General features: G+C 56.8%; 17 protein-coding genes. 7 read left to right on the plus strand and 10 right to left on the minus strand.

Annotated elements, in window-relative coordinates:
* The first annotated feature begins 127 nt into the window (after nt 1-127).
* Together GBEM_RS19455 and GBEM_RS19460 are read left to right on the plus strand one after the other, a co-directional pair.
* Nucleotides 128-535 (plus strand): PaaI family thioesterase, encoded by a 408-nt coding sequence (locus tag GBEM_RS19455; RefSeq protein ID WP_012532326.1) that lies wholly within the window; start codon nt 128-130, stop codon nt 533-535.
* Between the two features lie 125 nt (nt 536-660).
* The gene (locus GBEM_RS19460; protein WP_041262892.1) at nt 661-1,371 is read left to right on the plus strand and encodes a DUF3108 domain-containing protein; all 711 of its coding nucleotides are present in this window, start codon (nt 661-663) and stop codon (nt 1,369-1,371) included.
* Nucleotides 1,372-1,496: 125 nt separating this feature from the next.
* Here GBEM_RS19460 and GBEM_RS19465 read toward each other — a convergent pair whose 3' ends face one another.
* Entirely contained in the window at nt 1,497-1,805 is a 309-nt protein-coding gene (locus tag GBEM_RS19465) for a hypothetical protein (RefSeq protein WP_012532328.1), read from the minus strand.
* A gap of 384 nt (nt 1,806-2,189) precedes the next feature.
* Between GBEM_RS19465 and GBEM_RS19470 the strand changes: the two genes are divergently transcribed.
* Complete coding sequence (locus GBEM_RS19470) at nt 2,190-4,481, plus strand: nitric-oxide reductase large subunit (protein WP_012532329.1); 2,292 nt, start codon at nt 2,190-2,192, stop codon at nt 4,479-4,481.
* Nucleotides 4,482-4,610: 129 nt separating this feature from the next.
* Here the strand turns inward: GBEM_RS19470 and GBEM_RS19475 are convergent, their stop codons facing one another.
* The 3 genes from GBEM_RS19475 to GBEM_RS19485 are packed head-to-tail and all read right to left on the minus strand — an operon-like array spanning nt 4,611 to nt 6,576.
* Nucleotides 4,611-5,141: a spore maturation protein gene (locus tag GBEM_RS19475; RefSeq protein ID WP_012532330.1), complete on the minus strand. Its 531-nt coding sequence runs from the start codon at nt 5,139-5,141 to the stop codon at nt 4,611-4,613.
* Nucleotides 5,138-5,713 (minus strand): nucleoside recognition domain-containing protein, encoded by a 576-nt coding sequence (locus tag GBEM_RS19480; protein ID WP_012532331.1) that lies wholly within the window; start codon nt 5,711-5,713, stop codon nt 5,138-5,140. Before GBEM_RS19480 ends, GBEM_RS19475 begins: the two co-directional genes overlap by 4 nt.
* Nucleotides 5,710-6,576 (minus strand): LD-carboxypeptidase, encoded by an 867-nt coding sequence (locus tag GBEM_RS19485; RefSeq protein ID WP_012532332.1) that lies wholly within the window; start codon nt 6,574-6,576, stop codon nt 5,710-5,712. The genes GBEM_RS19480 and GBEM_RS19485 overlap by 4 nt, the downstream gene beginning before the upstream one ends.
* Nucleotides 6,577-7,004: 428 nt before the next feature.
* Between GBEM_RS19485 and GBEM_RS19490 the strand changes: the two genes are divergently transcribed.
* Entirely contained in the window at nt 7,005-8,369 is a 1,365-nt protein-coding gene (locus GBEM_RS19490) for a citrate (Si)-synthase (protein WP_012532333.1), read from the plus strand.
* A gap of 124 nt (nt 8,370-8,493) precedes the next feature.
* Here the strand turns inward: GBEM_RS19490 and GBEM_RS19495 are convergent, their stop codons facing one another.
* Nucleotides 8,494-8,727: a hypothetical protein gene (locus GBEM_RS19495; protein WP_012532334.1), complete on the minus strand. Its 234-nt coding sequence runs from the start codon at nt 8,725-8,727 to the stop codon at nt 8,494-8,496.
* A 136-nt stretch (nt 8,728-8,863) separates the two neighbouring features.
* On the opposite strand from GBEM_RS19495, the gene trhA reads away from it, so the two are divergent.
* From trhA to GBEM_RS19510, 3 genes are all read left to right on the plus strand, one after another.
* On the plus strand, nt 8,864-9,508 hold the full coding sequence (gene trhA / locus GBEM_RS19500) for a PAQR family membrane homeostasis protein TrhA (protein ID WP_012532335.1): 645 nt from the start codon (nt 8,864-8,866) through the stop codon (nt 9,506-9,508).
* A gap of 120 nt (nt 9,509-9,628) precedes the next feature.
* A complete protein-coding gene (locus tag GBEM_RS19505) occupies nt 9,629-10,093 on the plus strand; it encodes a hypothetical protein (RefSeq protein ID WP_041262895.1) in 465 nt (154 codons plus the stop codon).
* Between the two features lie 21 nt (nt 10,094-10,114).
* Nucleotides 10,115-12,544, plus strand: a complete 2,430-nt coding sequence (locus tag GBEM_RS19510) for a hypothetical protein (protein ID WP_041262897.1) — start codon at nt 10,115-10,117, stop codon at nt 12,542-12,544.
* An 18-nt stretch (nt 12,545-12,562) separates the two neighbouring features.
* On the opposite strand, the gene GBEM_RS19515 is transcribed toward GBEM_RS19510, so the two are convergent.
* The 5 genes from GBEM_RS19515 to GBEM_RS19535 all read right to left on the minus strand — a co-directional run bounded on the left by GBEM_RS19515 (nt 12,563) and on the right by GBEM_RS19535 (nt 17,706).
* Nucleotides 12,563-13,333 (minus strand): sterol desaturase family protein, encoded by a 771-nt coding sequence (locus GBEM_RS19515; RefSeq protein WP_012532336.1) that lies wholly within the window; start codon nt 13,331-13,333, stop codon nt 12,563-12,565.
* Between the two features lie 5 nt (nt 13,334-13,338).
* Nucleotides 13,339-13,629 (minus strand): J domain-containing protein, encoded by a 291-nt coding sequence (locus tag GBEM_RS19520; RefSeq protein ID WP_012532337.1) that lies wholly within the window; start codon nt 13,627-13,629, stop codon nt 13,339-13,341.
* A gap of 77 nt (nt 13,630-13,706) precedes the next feature.
* Nucleotides 13,707-14,087 carry a hypothetical protein gene (locus tag GBEM_RS19525; RefSeq protein WP_012532338.1) on the minus strand — a complete coding sequence of 127 codons (381 nt, stop codon included), beginning with the start codon at nt 14,085-14,087 and terminating at the stop codon, nt 13,707-13,709.
* 524 nt (nt 14,088-14,611) lie between these two features.
* On the minus strand, nt 14,612-16,066 hold the full coding sequence (locus GBEM_RS19530) for an NADH-quinone oxidoreductase subunit N (RefSeq protein WP_012532339.1): 1,455 nt from the start codon (nt 16,064-16,066) through the stop codon (nt 14,612-14,614).
* 32 nt (nt 16,067-16,098) lie between these two features.
* Nucleotides 16,099-17,706, minus strand: a complete 1,608-nt coding sequence (locus GBEM_RS19535; protein WP_012532340.1) for an NADH-quinone oxidoreductase subunit M — start codon at nt 17,704-17,706, stop codon at nt 16,099-16,101.
* Between the last annotated feature and the right edge of the window lie 25 nt (nt 17,707-17,731).

The following is a 17,731-nucleotide window of genomic DNA, read 5'->3' on the forward strand; positions in this document are numbered from 1 at the left end:
GCGAATAAGGACGGCAGGGGGCCTCAGGCCACCCTGCCGTTTTTTTTTGTGCGCAGCATCAGCAAAATGTTTGACGGGCGTGAGGTAAAAGAGTTAAATCACCACCGACTTAGAGGGAGGGTGCCCAATGGCTAGCAAGATCGATCCGGCGACCGTGGAATCCGGCAGCGCCATATCCATGCTGAAGACGCTGAACATTCACCTGAAGGAGATCGGGCCGACTTTCGCCTTGATGGAGGTGACGGTCTCCGATATCCACAAGAATTACTTTGGCGGAGCGCACGGCGGGCTCATCGCGGCCCTTATCGACACCGTTTCCTTCTTCCCGGAACCGCTGCTCCCCTCCGGCAAGCCATGCACCACCACCAACCTCAACGTCACCTATGTCAGGCCCGCCGCCGTCGGCGACCTGCTGACCGCTCGCGCGGAACTGGTGCACCTGGGACGCAGGATGGCGAGCGTCACGGTGACCGTTTCGAACCAGCATGGCAAACTGGTGGCGCACGGCACAACTACCCTCATGATCGAACCCTAGCCGTCAACCTCGACTGGAGCCCCGCAGCGTCCGATTCTCCCGGGACTTCTGCAATGTCGTGTCAAATCATCCACCTACTGCAATTTCTACTGTCATCTTCCGGTTACGGTGGTACACTTCGCAGGATGAAATTTCTCGCCCTTTTAATACAATCCATACTGCTTGTCGCGATATGGTGCTCCCCGGCCGCCGCGATCGGTCCCGAGAGGCTGGTCTACGACGTCAGCTGGTCCGGTTTGAATGCCGGAACGGCCGTACTCGAGGTGGCAGCCCAAGGCGACGACTTCCGCATCCTCAATACCATCGCATCGAATTCCTTCGTTTCGGTCTTCTTTCGCATCGATGACAAGACCGAATCAACCGTCTCCCGCTCGGTGAAACCGAAGTCTTTCAAGGAGAAAATAAGCGAGGGGAAGTTCCGCGCCCATAGGGAAGCGACCTTCAACTTCACCACCCACCAGGCCGAGAGCAAGGACCTGCTCACCAACACTGTCAAGCGGGACGCGATAACCGCAAGGACTTACGACAACCTCTCCAGCATCTATTTTCTGCGCTCGCTGCAGTTGGCGCCGGGACAGTCGATCTCCTTCGAGATCTACGACACCAAGCATCTATGGAAAGCTGAGGCGAAAGTGGGGCATCGCGAGGAGATCACCACTTCTTTGGGCAAATTCAAAACCATCATGGTAACGTCGCAGCTGACGCGAGACGGCATCCCCGCCAAGGTCGGCAACCCCACCTTCTGGTTCACCGACGACAACCAGCACATCCCCGTCCGCATCAAAACCCAGCTGAAGGTAGGCGAGATCACCCTCACCCTGGCAAAGGAAAAGTAGCCGCAGTAACCGCAGCAGGACGCGCTGCCGACGGCCGGAAACAAAAAGAGGGGGAGCTTTGACTGCGTCGCGGTCAAGGCTCCCCCTCCTGTTTTTGGTACTACGACGGCGATTTGCTTCGAGTCTTAGTTGCGTCTGCCGTGTTTATCGTAATGCGACATGGCCGTATTAAGCAAGCTGCAGAGCTTGCAGACGTCCCCTCCGGATCTGGGGAAAAGTTCAAAATAGGTGGGCGCTTTTGGTTTTTGCAGGAGGTGAGCGCAGGAGACCAGCATCAACAGAGCAACGGCAATAGTGTGATATCCAAGGAGGGCGCTGTCGTTGCTGTAGATTTCCAGGAAGGAATCGTACCAAGTAGGCATACTGAAATTAGCGTTTATCGTTCCGAGTGTTTCCATGACGACCGAGCCGATTCTGCTTGCTAAGACATGCATAGCTGTTCTCCTAAGCGCTTTGAACCTACTTATTTTACAATGAGACTGACCCCCTGACTGCTTCTACTGTTTCGTCCAATGCGGGCGCCGACGCAATCCGTTTTACCGTCCTCGCTTCCTTCTGTTCTGCAATCTGTTTATCTCACTAGACATATATCGGCGTACTCCGCGAAAAGTAAAGACTTTTTTTCACTACCACGAATTTTTCTCATTTACCCGGTCATTCTGCCCTCCCTACCTCCCTTTTTTCGCCTAGTGAACTCCCCACAGCGGCACAATGAATAACCCCTTGCAATCGCTTGCATCACCGGGAAGGCAACCTAGAATATCCCGGTAGCGCATTAGAGAAAGCACACAATACGGTTTACAGATCAGGAGGTCGGTATGCATGAACGCGAGCAGAACATGGTGCTGGGAAAAGGATGGCTCATCGCCGCTGTCCTCACTTTCATCTTCGGGTTTGCCGTCCTGGGCTACCTCGCCTTCCGGAACAACACGGACGGACCGCCCATACCCCGTGAGGTCAGGACCGCCGACGGGAGGGTACTTTTCACCGGAAACGACATCAAAGAAGGACAGAACCTGTTCCAGAGGTACGGCCTGATGCAGTACGGCACCATCTTCGGGCACGGGGCCTACCTCGGGCCCGATTTCACCGCGCAGTACCTGCGCATAAGCGGGGAAAAAGCCAGGCTCTCCTACACCGAGCAGAGACTCACCCCGGCAGAGGCGAGCGAGAGGGTGCGCTCCGAGGCAAAACAGAACTCCTACGATCCCGGGCAGAACGTGATCACCTACACGCCATCCCAGGCAGCGGCTTACGGCGAGATGATCTCCTACTACCGCGACTGGTTCGGCCCGTCTTCGACCCAGCAAGGGCTGCGGCGACCCTACCTGAAAGACCCGGAGGAGGTCCGCAAGCTCACCTCCTATTTTTCCTGGGCAGCCTGGGTCTGCTCCGCGACACGCCCCGGCACTAACCACTCCTATACCAACAACTGGCCCCCCGACAGCCTTGCCGGAAACCAGCCGACCCCTGGCGTCTTGATGTGGAGCGTGATCAGCCTGGTCGCCCTTCTCTGCGGGACCGGCCTCATCCTCTTCGTGTTCGGCCGCTTCGAGTGGCTGGGATGGCATGCCACGGACACGGAACTTGCCGCTACGCACCCCGTCCCCGAAGAAGTCTCGCTGACTCCGTCGCAGCGTACCGTCACCTGGTATTTCCTGGTGGTTGCCCTGCTCTTTTTGCTACTGGGGCTCCTTGGCGGAGTCAACGCCCACTATCACGTCGAGCGGGCCGGTTTTTACGGGCTCTCGCTTGCCGAATGGCTCCCCTACAACCTTTCCAGGATGTGGCATGTCCAGTTGGCGCTCTTTTTCGTCGCCTCCAGCTTCCTCGCCATGGGGATCTTCCTCACTCCCATGATCGCCGGCAAAGAGCCGCGGCATCAGGACAAGCTCGCCCTGATCCTTTTGGGGGCGCTGGTAGTGGTCGTATTCGGGTCGATGTCAGGTGAAGCGGTCAGCCTGCAGGGGCTTCTCGGCACCAACAGCCCCTGGTTCTGGATGGGTTCCCAGGGATGGGAATACCTCGACCTCGGGCGCCTCTGGCAGATCCTTTTGACCGCCGGGATGCTGATCTGGTTGCTGATCCTCGTCCGCGGCATGCTGGACCGGTTGAAGGGTGAGCACCCGGGCAACATGCCGTGGCTTTTCATCTACAGCGCCATCTCCATACCTCTTTTCTATGCCGCCGGCATGTTCTACGGTAAGGGGACCCCCTTCAATCAGATCGAGTTCTGGAGGTTCTGGGTGGTCCACCTCTGGGTCGAGGATTTCCTGGAACTCTTCACCACCATCATGGTCGCCTATGTCTTCATGCTGCTCGGCGTGGTCAGGGTGCGGGTGGCAACGACCATCGTCTACCTCGATATCATCCTCTACTCGCTAGGGGGTGTCATCGGGACCATGCACCATCTCTATTTCAGCGGAACTCCCGAGATACACATGGCGCTGGGCGCCTTCTTCTCCGCCATGGAAGTAATCCCCCTGCTGCTCCTCACCTACGAGGCCTGGAAGTTCATGCGGCTCGGAGCACCCGCGGGAGGTTCCATGCTGAGCACAACGGCGGAGATGTTCCCGCACAAGTGGGCCGTAATGTTCCTGATAGCCGTCGGATTCTGGAACTTCCTCGGGGCGGGGGTCTTCGGTTTCCTTATCAACCTCCCCATCGTCAGCTACTACGAGATCGGCACCCAGTGGACCGCCAATCACGGACACGGCGCGATGATGGGGGTCTACGGGATGCTTTCTCTCGGGTTCTTCATGTTCGTAGCCCGCTACTTCCTCCCCCTGGACAAGGCGAGCAACACCGCCATGGGCATCGCCTTCTGGTGCACGAACCTGGGGCTTGCCCTGATGCTGTTTATAAACCTCTTTCCCGTCGGGATGCTGCAGATCAACCAGATCCTCGCCACCTCGTACTGGGAAGGGCGCGAGCCTGCTTTCTTCATGCTCCCCATGGTTCGGATCTTCGAATGGCTGCGGTTGCCCGGCGACGCGCTCTTCATAATAGGCATCTTGCCCGTCGTATATCTCGCCGTCCGCATGTTCCTGAACCGCAATCGGGGAGTTGTGAGGCCCGCGGAAGAAAAACAGGGGAAAGTAGCCCCCTGACCGGCGCGAGAGAGAGAACCGCCCCCGGCTGTGCACCATTTTAAGGCCGGGACCATGGATTCTGCGACAGAACTAAAAAAGGCCGTCCCTAACCAGAGGCGGCCTTTTTCATTGGAGCGGATTTGGAGATCAGAGCAGCCACTTAACCACGGCAACAGCCACGACGATGCCGATGAAGTCGGCGGTCAGGCAGACGGGGATCAGGTACTTGGTCTTCTTGATTCCCACGGCGCCCAAGTAGACAGCCAGCACGTAAAAGGTCGTTTCTGCACTTCCCATGATGACCGCCGTCATCTTGGTGGCCACGGAATTGGGACCGGTGGTCTTCACGATGTCGGTAAAGAGGGCCGTAGAGGCGCTCCCCGACAAGGGTTTGATGATGGCCATGGAAACGACTTCGATGGGGATCCCGGCGAAGGAGAAGAGCTGATAAAAGCCGTTTCTCACCGCGTCGAAGGCGCCCGAGGCCTGAAAGCCCTTGATGACGATGAAGATGGTCAGAAGGTACGGGAAGATGTTCAAGATAATCCCCGGTCCTTCCTTCGCCCCCGCGACAAACGAGTCGTAGACGCGGACCTTTTTGAAGGTGCCGTAGCAGATGGTGAACAGTATGAACAGCGGGATGATGAGCAGCGAGAGGTAATTGACGCCTTCGATCATTTGAGCACCTTCCTGAACGAGAACAGTATCACCAGCGCCGTCAGCGCGGATATCACCGTGGCGATCAGCACCGGGAGCACTACCCCCGCAGGGTTGACGGCATTGTAGCTGGCCAGTATCCCGATGACCGAGAAGGGAATCAATTGGATACTGGCGGTGTTGAGGACGATGAAGGTCATCATCTCGAAGGTGATGGTCCCCTTCTCCTCGTTCAGGGTATCGAGCTCCTGCATCGCCTTGATCCCCAGCGGCGTCGCCGCGTTGCCAAGGCCGAAGAGGTTCGCCAGCACGTTCAAGGTGATGGCGCTGATCGAGGGATGGTCGCCGGGAATATTCCGGAAAAGGCGGGAGATGACCGGCCGGAACAGGTGCGCGATGCGGTAGATGAGTCCTGAATCCTCCAGGATCCTGGTGATCCCCATCCAGACCGACACGATGCCTAGCAGAAAGAGCGACACCTCGACCGCTGACTTGGCGCCTTCGAAGATCGACTTGGTGAACGCTTCCAGGTTGCCGGTGAAGATGGCGAAGACGATACCTACGGAGAAGAGGACCAACCACACCGCATTCATGACCGCACCCCCGGAAGGGCCAGCTTCCTTATCACCAGTTGCTTCTTCTGGGTGTTGAGCTCAACCTCGGCTCCCACCGGCAGGGTGATCTTGTCGGGGACATGACCGATATGGGGGCAATGGACCACCGGGAAGTTCAGTTCCATCTGCGAGGCCAGGACCTGGTAGACCTCCCTGCTCTTGAGGCCGCCGAAATCCCCTAGGATGATTCCCTTGACCCCTTTCAGCTTGCCGGAAAGAATCCACTGCGTCAGCGCGCGGTCCACCTTGTGCAGCTTTTCGTCGATCTCCTCCAGAAAGAGAATCGAGTTCTCCGTCTCCATCTCCCAGTCCGTATTTATCAGCGCGGTAAGCGTGACCAGGTTGCCCCCCTTGAGAATGCCGGCGGCAGTGCCGTGACGGTACACCTTCACCGGTGCCCCCTGGAACAGGTTCTTCTCCGGGTACCCCCTCACCGCGTTCATGAAGGAGCCGACGGTGAATGCGGTCGGCTCCTTCAGGCTGGCCACCATAGGCGCATGTAGCGTCACCATTCCCGTCCGTTCGTGAATGGGATTCAAGAGCGCGGTCAGGTCGCTGAAGCCTGCAATAATTTTCTGGTGATTCTTCAGGTGGTCGAAGTCGATAAAGGGGAGCGATTTCATGGCGCTGTAGCCGCCGCGCAGGGCGAGGATCATATCGGCGCCGGAATCGGCGCAGGCGCGATGGATCTGCTCAGCCTTCTCTTGAGGCGAGGGGAGCACGGTCGGGAAGTGTGGGTTCAGGACGTTGAAACCAAGCTTCGATAGCTGCTTGATCCCCGCGGTGAACTCCCGCTTCTTCTTGATCAGGTAGCTAGGTGAAATAATATAGACATTATCCACTCAAAACCTCTCTAGTTGAAAGTACCCTTGCCAGGCAAGCCGTTTGAGGCGGCTTCACCGCATCCGACTGCCGGCAACTCCCGGTATTCTTACATTCTCGCCTCGTTGACCGCAAGGGCAAAAAGCCCCTACCTTGCACCAGCCTCGCCTTCTCCAACGCAAAAGGCTCATAGATGCCATACCTCTTGCCATCCTCCTGTATCTGATTTTGCGGATATTCTCAGAGCGGAGTCCATTGCTTTCACCGCGTACTCTTAAAGTTGCAGCAAAATATGCCTTAAACTATTTACATTGGAAAATTTTATTATATCGTATGTGTGGTGGCTGAGCTGGCTGGCGCGGGCTGACATGAGGGGTGCCAAAAGCGTGTTAAATCTGTCACGGGCGGACCTTCGCCCTAACCTTAAACGAAGAAAGGAGAACAGGACATGACACAGCTGAAAGACAGGCTAAAGGAGAAGATCGAGGCACACCGTCCCCGCATCGCCCGGCTGACTAAAGAGTTCGGCTCAGTCATAATCGACAAGGTAGATATAGCGCAGTGCATCGGCGGCGCCCGCGATATCAGGTCCCTTGTTACTGACATCTCCTATCTCGATCCGCAGGAAGGGATCCGTTTCAGAGGCAAGACCATCCCCGAGACTTTCGAGGCCCTTCCCAAGGCCGCCGGTTCCGAGTATCCCACAGTGGAATCTTTCTGGTATTTCCTGCTCACCGGCGAGGTTCCGACTCCCGAGCAGGTTGCGGACGTGGAGGCCGAGTTCAAGACACGGCAGCAGGTTCCGGAATACGTGTTCCAGGCCTTGCGCGCGCTCCCGCTGGACAGCCACCCGATGGTGATGCTCTCCTCCGGCATCCTTGCCATGCAGAGGGATTCCAAGTTCGCAGCCTTCTACAGCAGCGGCAAGTTTAACAAAATGACCGCCTGGGAACACGTTTACGAGGATGCGAGCGACATCGTGGCGCGCATCCCGGTACTGGCAGCCTTCATCTACAATCTCAAGTACCGGGGCGACAAGCAGATCTCCATCGACCCGAAACTGGACCTGGGCGCCAACTTCGCCCAGATGATCGGGCAGAGCGAGCAGTACAAGGACGTGGCACGCATGTACTTCATCCTCCACTCCGACCACGAGTCGGGCAACGTCTCGGCCCATGCCACCCACCTCGTCCACTCTGCCCTGTCCGATCCCTATTACGCATATGCCGCAGGTCTCGCCGGTTTGGCAGGCCCCCTTCACGGCCTGGCGAACCAGGAGGTACTGGGGTGGATCCTGGAATTCCAGAAGAAGCTGAACGGCGCCGAGCCTACCACGGAAAACGTCACCGCTGCTCTTTGGGATACCCTCAATGCCGGGCAGGTGGTCCCCGGTTACGGGCATGCCGTGCTCAGGAAAACCGACCCGCGCTACATGGCTCAGCGCGAGTTCTGCCTGAAGACCACGGGGCTCAAGGACGACAAGCTCTTCAAGCTGGTTTCGATGATTTTCGAGACCGCACCGGGCGTTCTTACCGAACATGGCAAGACCAAAAACCCGTGGCCCAACGTCGATGCGCAATCGGGCGTGATCCAGTGGTATTACGGGCTGAAGGAATGGGATTTTTACACGGTGCTCTTTGGAGTGGGGCGCGCACTGGGGTGCATGGCGAACATCACCTGGGATCGTGGCCTTGGCTACCCCATCGAGCGGCCCAAATCCGTCACCACCGACATGCTGGAGACCTGGGCTGCCGCCGGAGGCAGGGATATCGCCGCCCCCGCTTCACCCCAACCGCCAAAGCCAACGGCTTAAGGGCAGTATGCATAAACGAGGGGGGGCAACCTGTGCCAGAAGATTTCCGTCCTGTCCAGGTCGCCCCCCTTCTTGTTTAGCTGCCCATTCCGCTGATCCGTTTGCCGGATAACATCCACCCCGTTCAGTTGCCAGGGTTTCTGATACATCTGGGTTCAAGTCCGATATAGCACCTATACCCTGGGCAGCACTCGTCGTTCAAGGTGCTGCACAGCTCGCCCTCTTTTAGGCACTTCCTCTCGGCCGTGTCTAGAAACGCCGGGGACTTTTCCTGTACGCCTGCGCATCCTGCGTGGAGCAGCAGCACCACTCCGAACAATAGTTTTGATAACGCTCGCACCCTGCCGCCTTTCTTCATCTGAGCCTCCTCGGTCAGCGCGGACAACGGCAACTCTAGTCCAACTGACGTGACAATTGATTCTCGCACAACTTGGCCGCAATGCAGCAACTCTCTACGCCGGCAGCGGGCTGCAGATGGTGAGGAAGTAATTTCGATGGAGATAATCAAGCGTCAGCAGTCAGCAGAGGAAGAAATTGCCAACAGCATCAGCCATGCCGTCGGATTGATCGCGGCCATTGCCGCGACCCCGCCGCTTCTGTCCAAGGCTTTCAGCTATGGAGAGACCGGGTACGCCGTCGGTACCGCCATATATGCAGCAACAATGGTTCTGCTCTACCTTGCCTCCTCCGTCTACCACGCCATGCCTCCGGGGAAACTGAAGGAGTTGTTCAAGACCATAGAACACTCGGCGATCTATCTGCTGATAGCCGGGACCTACACACCCTTTTCGCTTGGTGCGCTGCGTGGCCCTTGGGGATGGACTCTTCTGTTTCTGGTTTGGACTTTCGCCACCGTCGGGGTCGTCTGGAAGTTCTGTCAAAAGATGCCGCGCCCGATAGCGTCCACTATCCTCTATCTGGCCATGGGCTGGCTCATCATCGTCGCAGCGAAACCGTTGTTCACGCGTGTGCCGCTGGCCGGCCTCCTGTGGATAGCGGCCGGCGGCGCGGCATACACCTTAGGCGTCGTTTTCTTCGCCTACGATTCCCGGCTGCGCTTCGGCCATTTCATCTGGCACCTGTTCGTAATGGCAGGCACGGCCTGCCACTTCTGCGCCATAGTCTGGTACGCCTTGTGACCCGCGGCTTCAGGGTGCCGTTTTGCCCTTGCATGTTCGGCTGAAGATTCCCACCTCCGTTTGAAATCCGATGCAGTTACGGCGTCATGAGAGCTGTTCCGACCCGAAGTGGAGACTAACATGGACTGGGATCAGGAAGTCAATGCTGCCGAGACTCTGCTCCGCTGTGCGACGACGCCGTCGTCGGAACAGATCATCTCCGCCATCAAGAAAGTCAACCCGACCCGGCTCTGCCTGCCAGAGGACGACAGGCAGCTGGGCTATGACCTTAAAAACCGATTGCAGAACTTGCTGCTGCAACATTACGGTGAGGCGTTCCAGCTTATCCCCCACCCTTGTAGCCCCGACGTGGTCCTCATCAAGCATCTGTTCCTCCCCAGCATCGACGCCTGCCACGCGAACCTGAAAGCGCTTTCGCCGCAGGCGCTTGACTCTGTCCCAGATCCGGGGGGCTTTGCCGCGGTAGCCAAGGGGGACAAACCGAAGACATCCCGTAAAAAAATCGACCCGAATCACGCTGCGGCTTCCCCGAAGGATGCACTGAAGAAGGCCCAGCAGATGCTGGATGGATACGACTATGCCTGAGCCGAGCAGGAGTTGGCCGGAATGCTGCTGATTACCGACTCCGACCTCAACGCTTTCTCCAAAGGGATCAGAGTGCTCTTCGAAGAGATGGGAGCCTACCAGACCGCCATCGACACCATTCAAGCACAGCCTGCGCGCGTGCTGCAGGACAAATCGATACGGGAACTTCTGGCGCTTGCCTACCACGGCAACGGCTCCTTGGCAGAGGCCGGTGCCGTATTCGACTCCATTCACCCCGCCGACCTCGGCAAGGATGCCCTCTACGCCTACGCGAGCCTCGCCTGCAGGGACGGGAATCACTCTTTCGCGCTTAAGTTGGTGCGCATGGCCGAGGAGAAGCCAGGTTTTATTGATGGATTGGACGGTCTCAAAATAGAGATCGAGAAGGCGCTGAGTACCGAGGCGGAACCATTGCAGGACGAGGCTGCGGCCGCGTTCGCCCGGGGCGAGATGGACCTGGCTCGAACGCTCGCACAGGAAGCGCTGAAATCGAGCAGGAACCTCCCCAAAGCGCGCAGGATACTAGCCCTCACCGAATCTATCACCCGGCAGGAGGAGGTTACGCGGCTGTGGCTGAAAGTCGAGCAGGCGACCGACCGTAAAGCAAGAGTTCGGCTCCTGTCTAAGCTGCAGGAGATGGACAGCCATAGCGGGGCAAGAATCGAGGAACAACTGCAGACCGAGAAGGATTGCGAACGCAAAGAAGAGGTCGCAGAGCACTTTGCGGCTCTGCAACTTGCCCTGAAGCAGGAGCGTTGGCCCGATTGCTTCGATGAGATCATCTGGATGTCATGCCGGGAGGACGCCGCTGAGGAGTATAGGGAAGCTGCTTCCCTGTCTCCATTTTTCAAGGTCCTTTACCGCAACAGCCGGCTGGAGCGGAGTTCGCGTGAGGCCGTGAAGCAGGCGTGGCTTCATTACGTCGACGCCAGTTTCCTGCTTCGCGCAGGTCGTCGGCGGGAAGCGCTTCCGATTCTGCAGCAGGTACACCCTTATTTCCGAGGCGATTCCGAATTTAAGCGGGAATACGATGAAGCTCTAGCGGCGGGACAGCTTGCCGCAAGCGAAGATGCCCGAAGGTTAGTTAAGGAGGCGAGCGCCGAAGGCAAGAGTTTTTCCGAAGTCGCCGAACTCTGCGCCGGTATGCGAAAGTTGCTTCCGCGTCTCCCCCGTGACAGCCGTTCCGCATTCATAGCCGCCATGGACGCACGGTTAGATGCGTTGCGTCCTCGCAAGAGCCAAGATGTCTTGGCGGAACAATACCGCGAGGCGCGTCTGATGGGCAATGGTCCCAAGACATCCTTACTGTCAGGTGAGATAGGAGATCCTGCCGTGACTGAGACAATCGACGCCGAGGTCGAAGCCATGATGAAAATAGAGGCTGAGGCGATGGATCTATGCCTGTCCGACACCCTTGACGTTGATTTCAGGCGGGGAAATAGCCCCTTGACCCTTCACTGGATCACTGAACGTCACACCTGCCTCAAAGAGGATCCAGAAACCATCATCGTTATAGACCTGAAGGAGATGACAGCGTGGCGGCTGAAGTCGCAGTTGCTACCAGGGCTCGATTTTATAGACTGCATCACCGAAACGAATCAATTTCTATTTCTTGATCTCGAAAGAGAAAGGTACTGCAGAGCAGTTTTGGACGGTGTTGATAGTAGATTCACCTCCATATTCAGCGTCCCACCCGACGCTTTCGGCGAAGAAGACCTTTATTACGAAATCCTGTTTATGTCCGAAAGCAAGGAGTGCGAATATTATGCATCTCTTTCCGATCCCGAAGAACACTTGAGCCGTAGGATAGCGAGGTTCTCCATCAACAACAGCAGGAATAACATGCATCGATGGTCCTTCCCGAGCAAGATGCTAGACATCAAGCGCCTCGCAGGTCCCGATTCTTTCGCCATCGCCACGGAGGACGAACTGATGCTGTGCAGCCGGAGCCTGGCTTTGTCCAGCCGGATGAAGCTTCAGGCGCGCATCCTTGCGGTCGACCGCCACAGCCAGGTTGTCTACGTGCTTCACAATGGCTTATTGACCACTCACCATTTCGACTTGAAGCCGATAGGCGGTTTCGCTGACGCATTATGTATCTGGCTCTTTCCTCCCGAGGCCTTGTTCGGACTTAATCCTGAGACAGACACGGCATTTTATTTCACTGAATCTGGAAAGGGGTTCTTTTACAACATGGGCAGCAACATGGTAAGCAGTCTTGTCAGCACCTCGTCCGTAGTTTTCACATCAACCCCCACTGCTGCGTGGTATTTCCTGGAATATGACAGGTCTGCGGCTTCCATACGTCTTAGGGACATAAGCCACAGCCTTGGAACATTGTTGCAGTGGAGGGAGGTTTTCACCCCAGGGCAAGCATTTGAGGAATTCTCGAAACCGTTGGAGAAACTCTTTGAGGGAGTAGACGTGGTGCAAGAGATGTGCGGTGCCTGAAAGACTTCACCGCATCTGCTAAGACTTGCCCGTGAACGGCTGGACAAGAAGGTGAAACAGGGTCAACCTCGCCGGGTTGCGGAAGTCGTTCAATCCAATGGTCATCCCTTCGTGTCCTTTCTCGGGTTGGGGCCGGTAGGTTCCACAAAGACGGTCCCACCAGGGGAGGTTGAAGCCAAAGTTGCTGTTCGTTTCCCTGGGGATCACTGAATGATGTACACGGTGCATGTCGGGGGTCACCACGAAGAGGCGCAAATACCTGTCGACTGCGACCGGAATGCGGATGTTCCCATGGTTAAACTGGGAGGTTGCATTCAGTAGAGTCTCAAAGACGACAACCGCCAGGACCGGTGCCCCGATCAGAGCTACGGCGGCCATTTTGATGCCGAGAGAAATGACGATTTCGAAGGGATGAAAACGGTTTCCGGTGGTCACATCAATGTCGAGGTCGGTGTGATGCATCCTGTGAAGACGCCAGAATACCGGGACGAAGTGGAAAAGCACGTGCTGGAGGTAGATGACGAAGTCAAGCGCGATGATGGAGAGGATGACCTTGGGCCAATACGGCAACCATCCCGGTCGGTGGCTCATTACTGCCATGCCGACCGGGAGGAGCGGTAGGAGAATTCTGGCGAAGACGGTATCGACGACGACTATTGACAGGTTGGTAAACCAGCGCCTTCTTTTGCTGTCTGTAAGCACGCGACGAGGCGCCAGGATTTCCCAGGCGGCCACGACAGCTAAAATACCCAGGAAAAAGGCCAGGCGTATGATGTCTGCGTTCGCCATGCCGGTTATCCCTTCCCCCACATGGCGGCGTCCATGAACTGCTGCCGGAGGCGTTCTTCCGGGTTCTGTTCGTAGAACTCCTCTTCTGTGAAGGAAAACTGGTACTCCGTGATGTAGTCCTGTAGCACCTTGTTGGCGGCGTTCACCTTTCGGATAACATCGGGGTCACCTGAGTTCTCGAGGTCCGGATGATGGCGTTTTACCAAATCCCGATGCCGGGCCTTGATTTCCGCAAGGGTAGCTCGTTCACCCAGCCCTAATATCCTCAACGCTTCCTGCAGATCGGCATAGGTCATCGTTTTACCTCAGCGCACGTTCTAGCGGTCCTAACTCCCATCGACATGCTGTATAGCAAGGCAAAAGACCACGCTGTCTACTCAAGCGTCTTCACATCCACGATAAAGTACTCGGACTCTCCGAAGCAGGTGGTGGGAATGCCCTTATGTTGCTCGTAGGTAAGCGCTACTTTTTTACCAAGCGACGAGTTGACTTTTGAGACCACAGCCTTATCTCGCACAGAGAACAGGAACCTTTCCGGAATCGCACCAGGGACCGGCAGCATCTGCAGTTCACCTTCCCATGTCTTGCACACCCACCCCTTCTCGGAAAATTTCTGAACGTACCCGACCCTGTCACCCTTCGAGAAGTTCCAGTGAAGCGCCGCATAAACATACGCCACGGCAAGAACGATAACGGCAATGAATACTCCCACAAGTACCTTGATCGCTTTGTTTCCCATTTCAGCAGCAGTCATTTCCCCCCCTTAATTCAGCTTAAAATCGATTTAAACTACACTAGCCTGCGCCCCACGTCGCGGCGCGTCTCCGCACTGAGGGCGTGCTATATGCAATGTTACCAGATCAGAATGCAAATTTGTTAATTCCTGACGCAATTAAGCAAATCCCAGATGGAAATAGCCTATTTCCATCTGCATATAGCTTATTTACCAGTTGAAATAGCTTATTTCTGTTTGGGATTAGCTTATTTCAGTTTGGGAATAGCCTATTTCGATTTGGAAATAGCCTATTTTGTCGCAGGAATAGTTAAATCGATTTCGGATTAGCTTATTTTGTCGCCGGAATAGTTAAATCGATTCGGGAATAGCAAAATTGACTCATGAATAGTCAAAACCGAAATGGAAATTGCACAAACGCTTTCGGCATTGTGCAATTTCAAATTGGCTTTGAATAATCAGGGTCAGACCGGCAGGGAGTGGAAACGCAGAGAGGGCACCCGTTGCCGGGTGCCCTCTTTGATCTTGCTTGTTGTCTACCAGTCTTAGAACAATACTGCCTTCTGCGCCAGTGCGAGGACGGTGCCCGGAACCACGCCGAGTGCCAGGGTCGCGCCTACCGAAAGGAGGAGGCAGAGGGCGATGGCCGGGGTAGCGCCTGCCCAGTCGAACTCTTCGGTCGGATCCTTCATGTACATGAACACCATCACGCGGAGGTAGTAGTACAGGGAGGCTGCGGAGTTCAGCACGCCGATGATGGCCAGCCAGAGGTAGCCGGACTTGATGGCGGCGGAGAAGAGGTAGAACTTCCCGATGAAGCCTGCGGTCGGCGGCATGCCGGCCAGGGAGAGCAGGAAGATGGAGAGGATGGCTGCCAGAAGCGGCTTCTTGTGTCCGAAACCTGCCAGATCCTGCACGTTGCCGTTAGACTCGCCTTTCTTGCCGATCAGGACCACGACGGCGAAGGCGCCGATGTTCATGAACGCGTAGGAGAGCATGTAGAAGAGGATGCCTGCAGCACCTTCCGCGTTGGTGGCGGTGAAACCGACCAGTGCGTAACCTGCGTGGGCGATGGAGGAGTAAGCCAGCATTCTCTTCACGTTGTCCTGGGACAGCGCGATGATGTTACCGACGGTCATGGTGAGGACTGCCAGGATCCAGAGGAGCTGGCCCCACTCAGCTTTGAGCATCGGGAAAGCGAAGATCATCACCCTGAGGAAGGCGGCAAAGCCGGCTGCCTTGGGACCTGCGGACATGAACGCGGTGACCGGGGTCGGAGCGCCCTGGTAGACGTCCGGGGTCCACATATGGAACGGTGCAGCTGCGATCTTGAAGCTGAAGCCGGTGGCGATGAGCAGCATACCGACCACGAAGAGCGGGTTGCTCGCCACACTCGGGTTGCCCATGACAAAGGCGGAGATGGCCTGGATCTTGGTGCTCCCTGTGGCGCCGTAGGTGAGCGCCATGCCGTAGAGCAGGAAGCCGGTGGAGAAGGCACCAAGAAGGAAGTACTTGAGGCCCGCTTCGTTCGACTTCACGCTGGCGCGGTTGAAGCCGGCCAGTACGTACAGGCAGATGGAGAGAAGCTCAAGACCGAGGAAGATCACCATCATGTCGGTCCCGGCAGCCATCAGCATCATACCGACAGTGGCGAAAAGGATCAGGGGGTAGAGTTCGCCCTGGTTGCACTCTTCCTGGGCCATGTACTTGTCCGAAATCAGGACGGCAAGACCGGCGGAGACCAGGAAGATGATCTTGAAGAAGGTGGCGAAGTTGTCCTGCACCACGGCGCCGTTGAACGCTGATACCGACGGCCCCCACCCGTTGACCACGCTTGCCGCGGTAACTGCGAGGCCGATGATGCTCAAGTAACCAAGGTAGGCCTTGTTGTTGCCCGGCACGAAGACGTTGACGAGCAGCAGTACCATGGCGATGCATGAGAGTAGGATCTCAGGCATGACCACTGCCAGGTTTATGGCCGGCATAGCAATTGTTTCCATCTATAATCCTCCGTCAGCTAGTTCTAAGCGGTCTATTTTACTTCTTGGGTTGCGGGGAGAGCCGGATGCTCTTCGGGAAGGCCCGGAACTGCTACGTGCCCTGCCGGAAGCTGCGGCGCGGCCGGTGCTGCTACTTGTGCCACCTGCTTCTGCACCTTGGTGTGCGCGATCAGTTTATCGATCGACGGAGCCATGGAGTCAATGATGGGGCGCGGGTAGACGCCCAGGAAGAAGATGAGGAAGAGAAGCGGAAGCATGATTGCTACTTCCCTTGCGTTCAGGTCCTTCAGAGTCTGGTTTTTCGGGTTCTTCAGTTCGCCGAACATGACCCTCTGGAACATCCAGAGCATGTAGACGGCGGAAAGGATGACGCCGGAGGTGGCGATGATCGCATACCAGCGGAGGCTGCTCTCGAAGGAGCCCAGGAGCACCAGGAATTCGCCGACGAAGCCGTTGGTCCCCGGAAGGCCGATGGAGGAGAAGGTGACGATCATGAACATGGTGGCGAAAACCGGCATCTGCTTGGCGAGGCCGCCGAAGTCGGAGATCTGACGAGTATGACGGCGCTCGTAGATGAATCCGACGATAAGGAACAATGCGCCGGTGGAAACGCCGTGGTTGAGCATCTGCAGCATGCCGCCGGTGACACCCTGGGTGTTGAGGGCGTAGAGGCCGAGCATGACGAAGCCCAGGTGCGCTACGGAAGAGTAGGCGACCAGCTTCTTGACGTCCTGCTGCACCATCGCGACCAGCGATGCGTAGATGATGCCGATGACGGACAGGGTTGCGATGAGCGGGGTGAACTGCGCGCTTGCTTCCGGGAAGAGCGGCATGGCGAAGCGGACGTAACCGTAGGTACCGCATTTCAGCATGACGGCGGCCAGGATGACGGAGCCTGCGGTCGGCGCCTCGGTATGTGCGTCAGGCAACCAGGTGTGCAGCGGGAACATCGGGACCTTGATGGCGAAGGCCAGTGCGAAGGCCAGGAACATCCACATCTGGGTGGTCGGGTCGAGGTTCAATTCCCAGAAGCGGATGATGCTGAAGTCGCCGCCGCCCGCCTTGAAGTAAAGGGAGATCAATGCGACCAGCATGAGGAGCGAACCGACCGCGGTGTAGATGAAGAACTTGACTGCAGCGTAAATCCTGTTCTTGCCGCCCCAGATACCGATCATGAAGTACATCGGGATCAGCATCACTTCCCAGTAGATGTAGAAGAGGAAGAGGTCGAGCGAGATAAAGGTTCCGATCATGCCTACTTCGAGCAGCAGGAGGCAGATCATGTACTCCTTCACCTTCTCTTCAACCGCCGTGTAGGTGGAAAGGATGGAGATCGGCATGATGAAGGTGGTGAGGATGACGAGCCAGAGGCTGATGCCGTCGATGCCCAGATGGTAGCTCATCTGGAAGGGGCCGGCTGCGATCCAGGGCACGTTCTCGATGAACTGGAAGCCGCCGATGTCGGTCCCAGGCGCGTTGTACCCCGTGATCAGAGGCAGCGAGAGGACGAACGTCACCACCGTCACCGCCATGGCAACGGTACGGAGCACGCCGTGGCTGTTCTTGTTCACAAAGAGGAGGAGAATCGCCCCGATCAGCGGTGTGAAGGTTAATATGCTCAGTAACGGTAGCTGGTTCATTTACTCTGCTCCTTTTACTTACAGG

The sequence above is a fragment of the Citrifermentans bemidjiense Bem genome (assembly GCF_000020725.1).
Classification (GTDB): domain Bacteria; phylum Desulfobacterota; class Desulfuromonadia; order Geobacterales; family Geobacteraceae; genus Geomonas; species Geomonas bemidjiensis.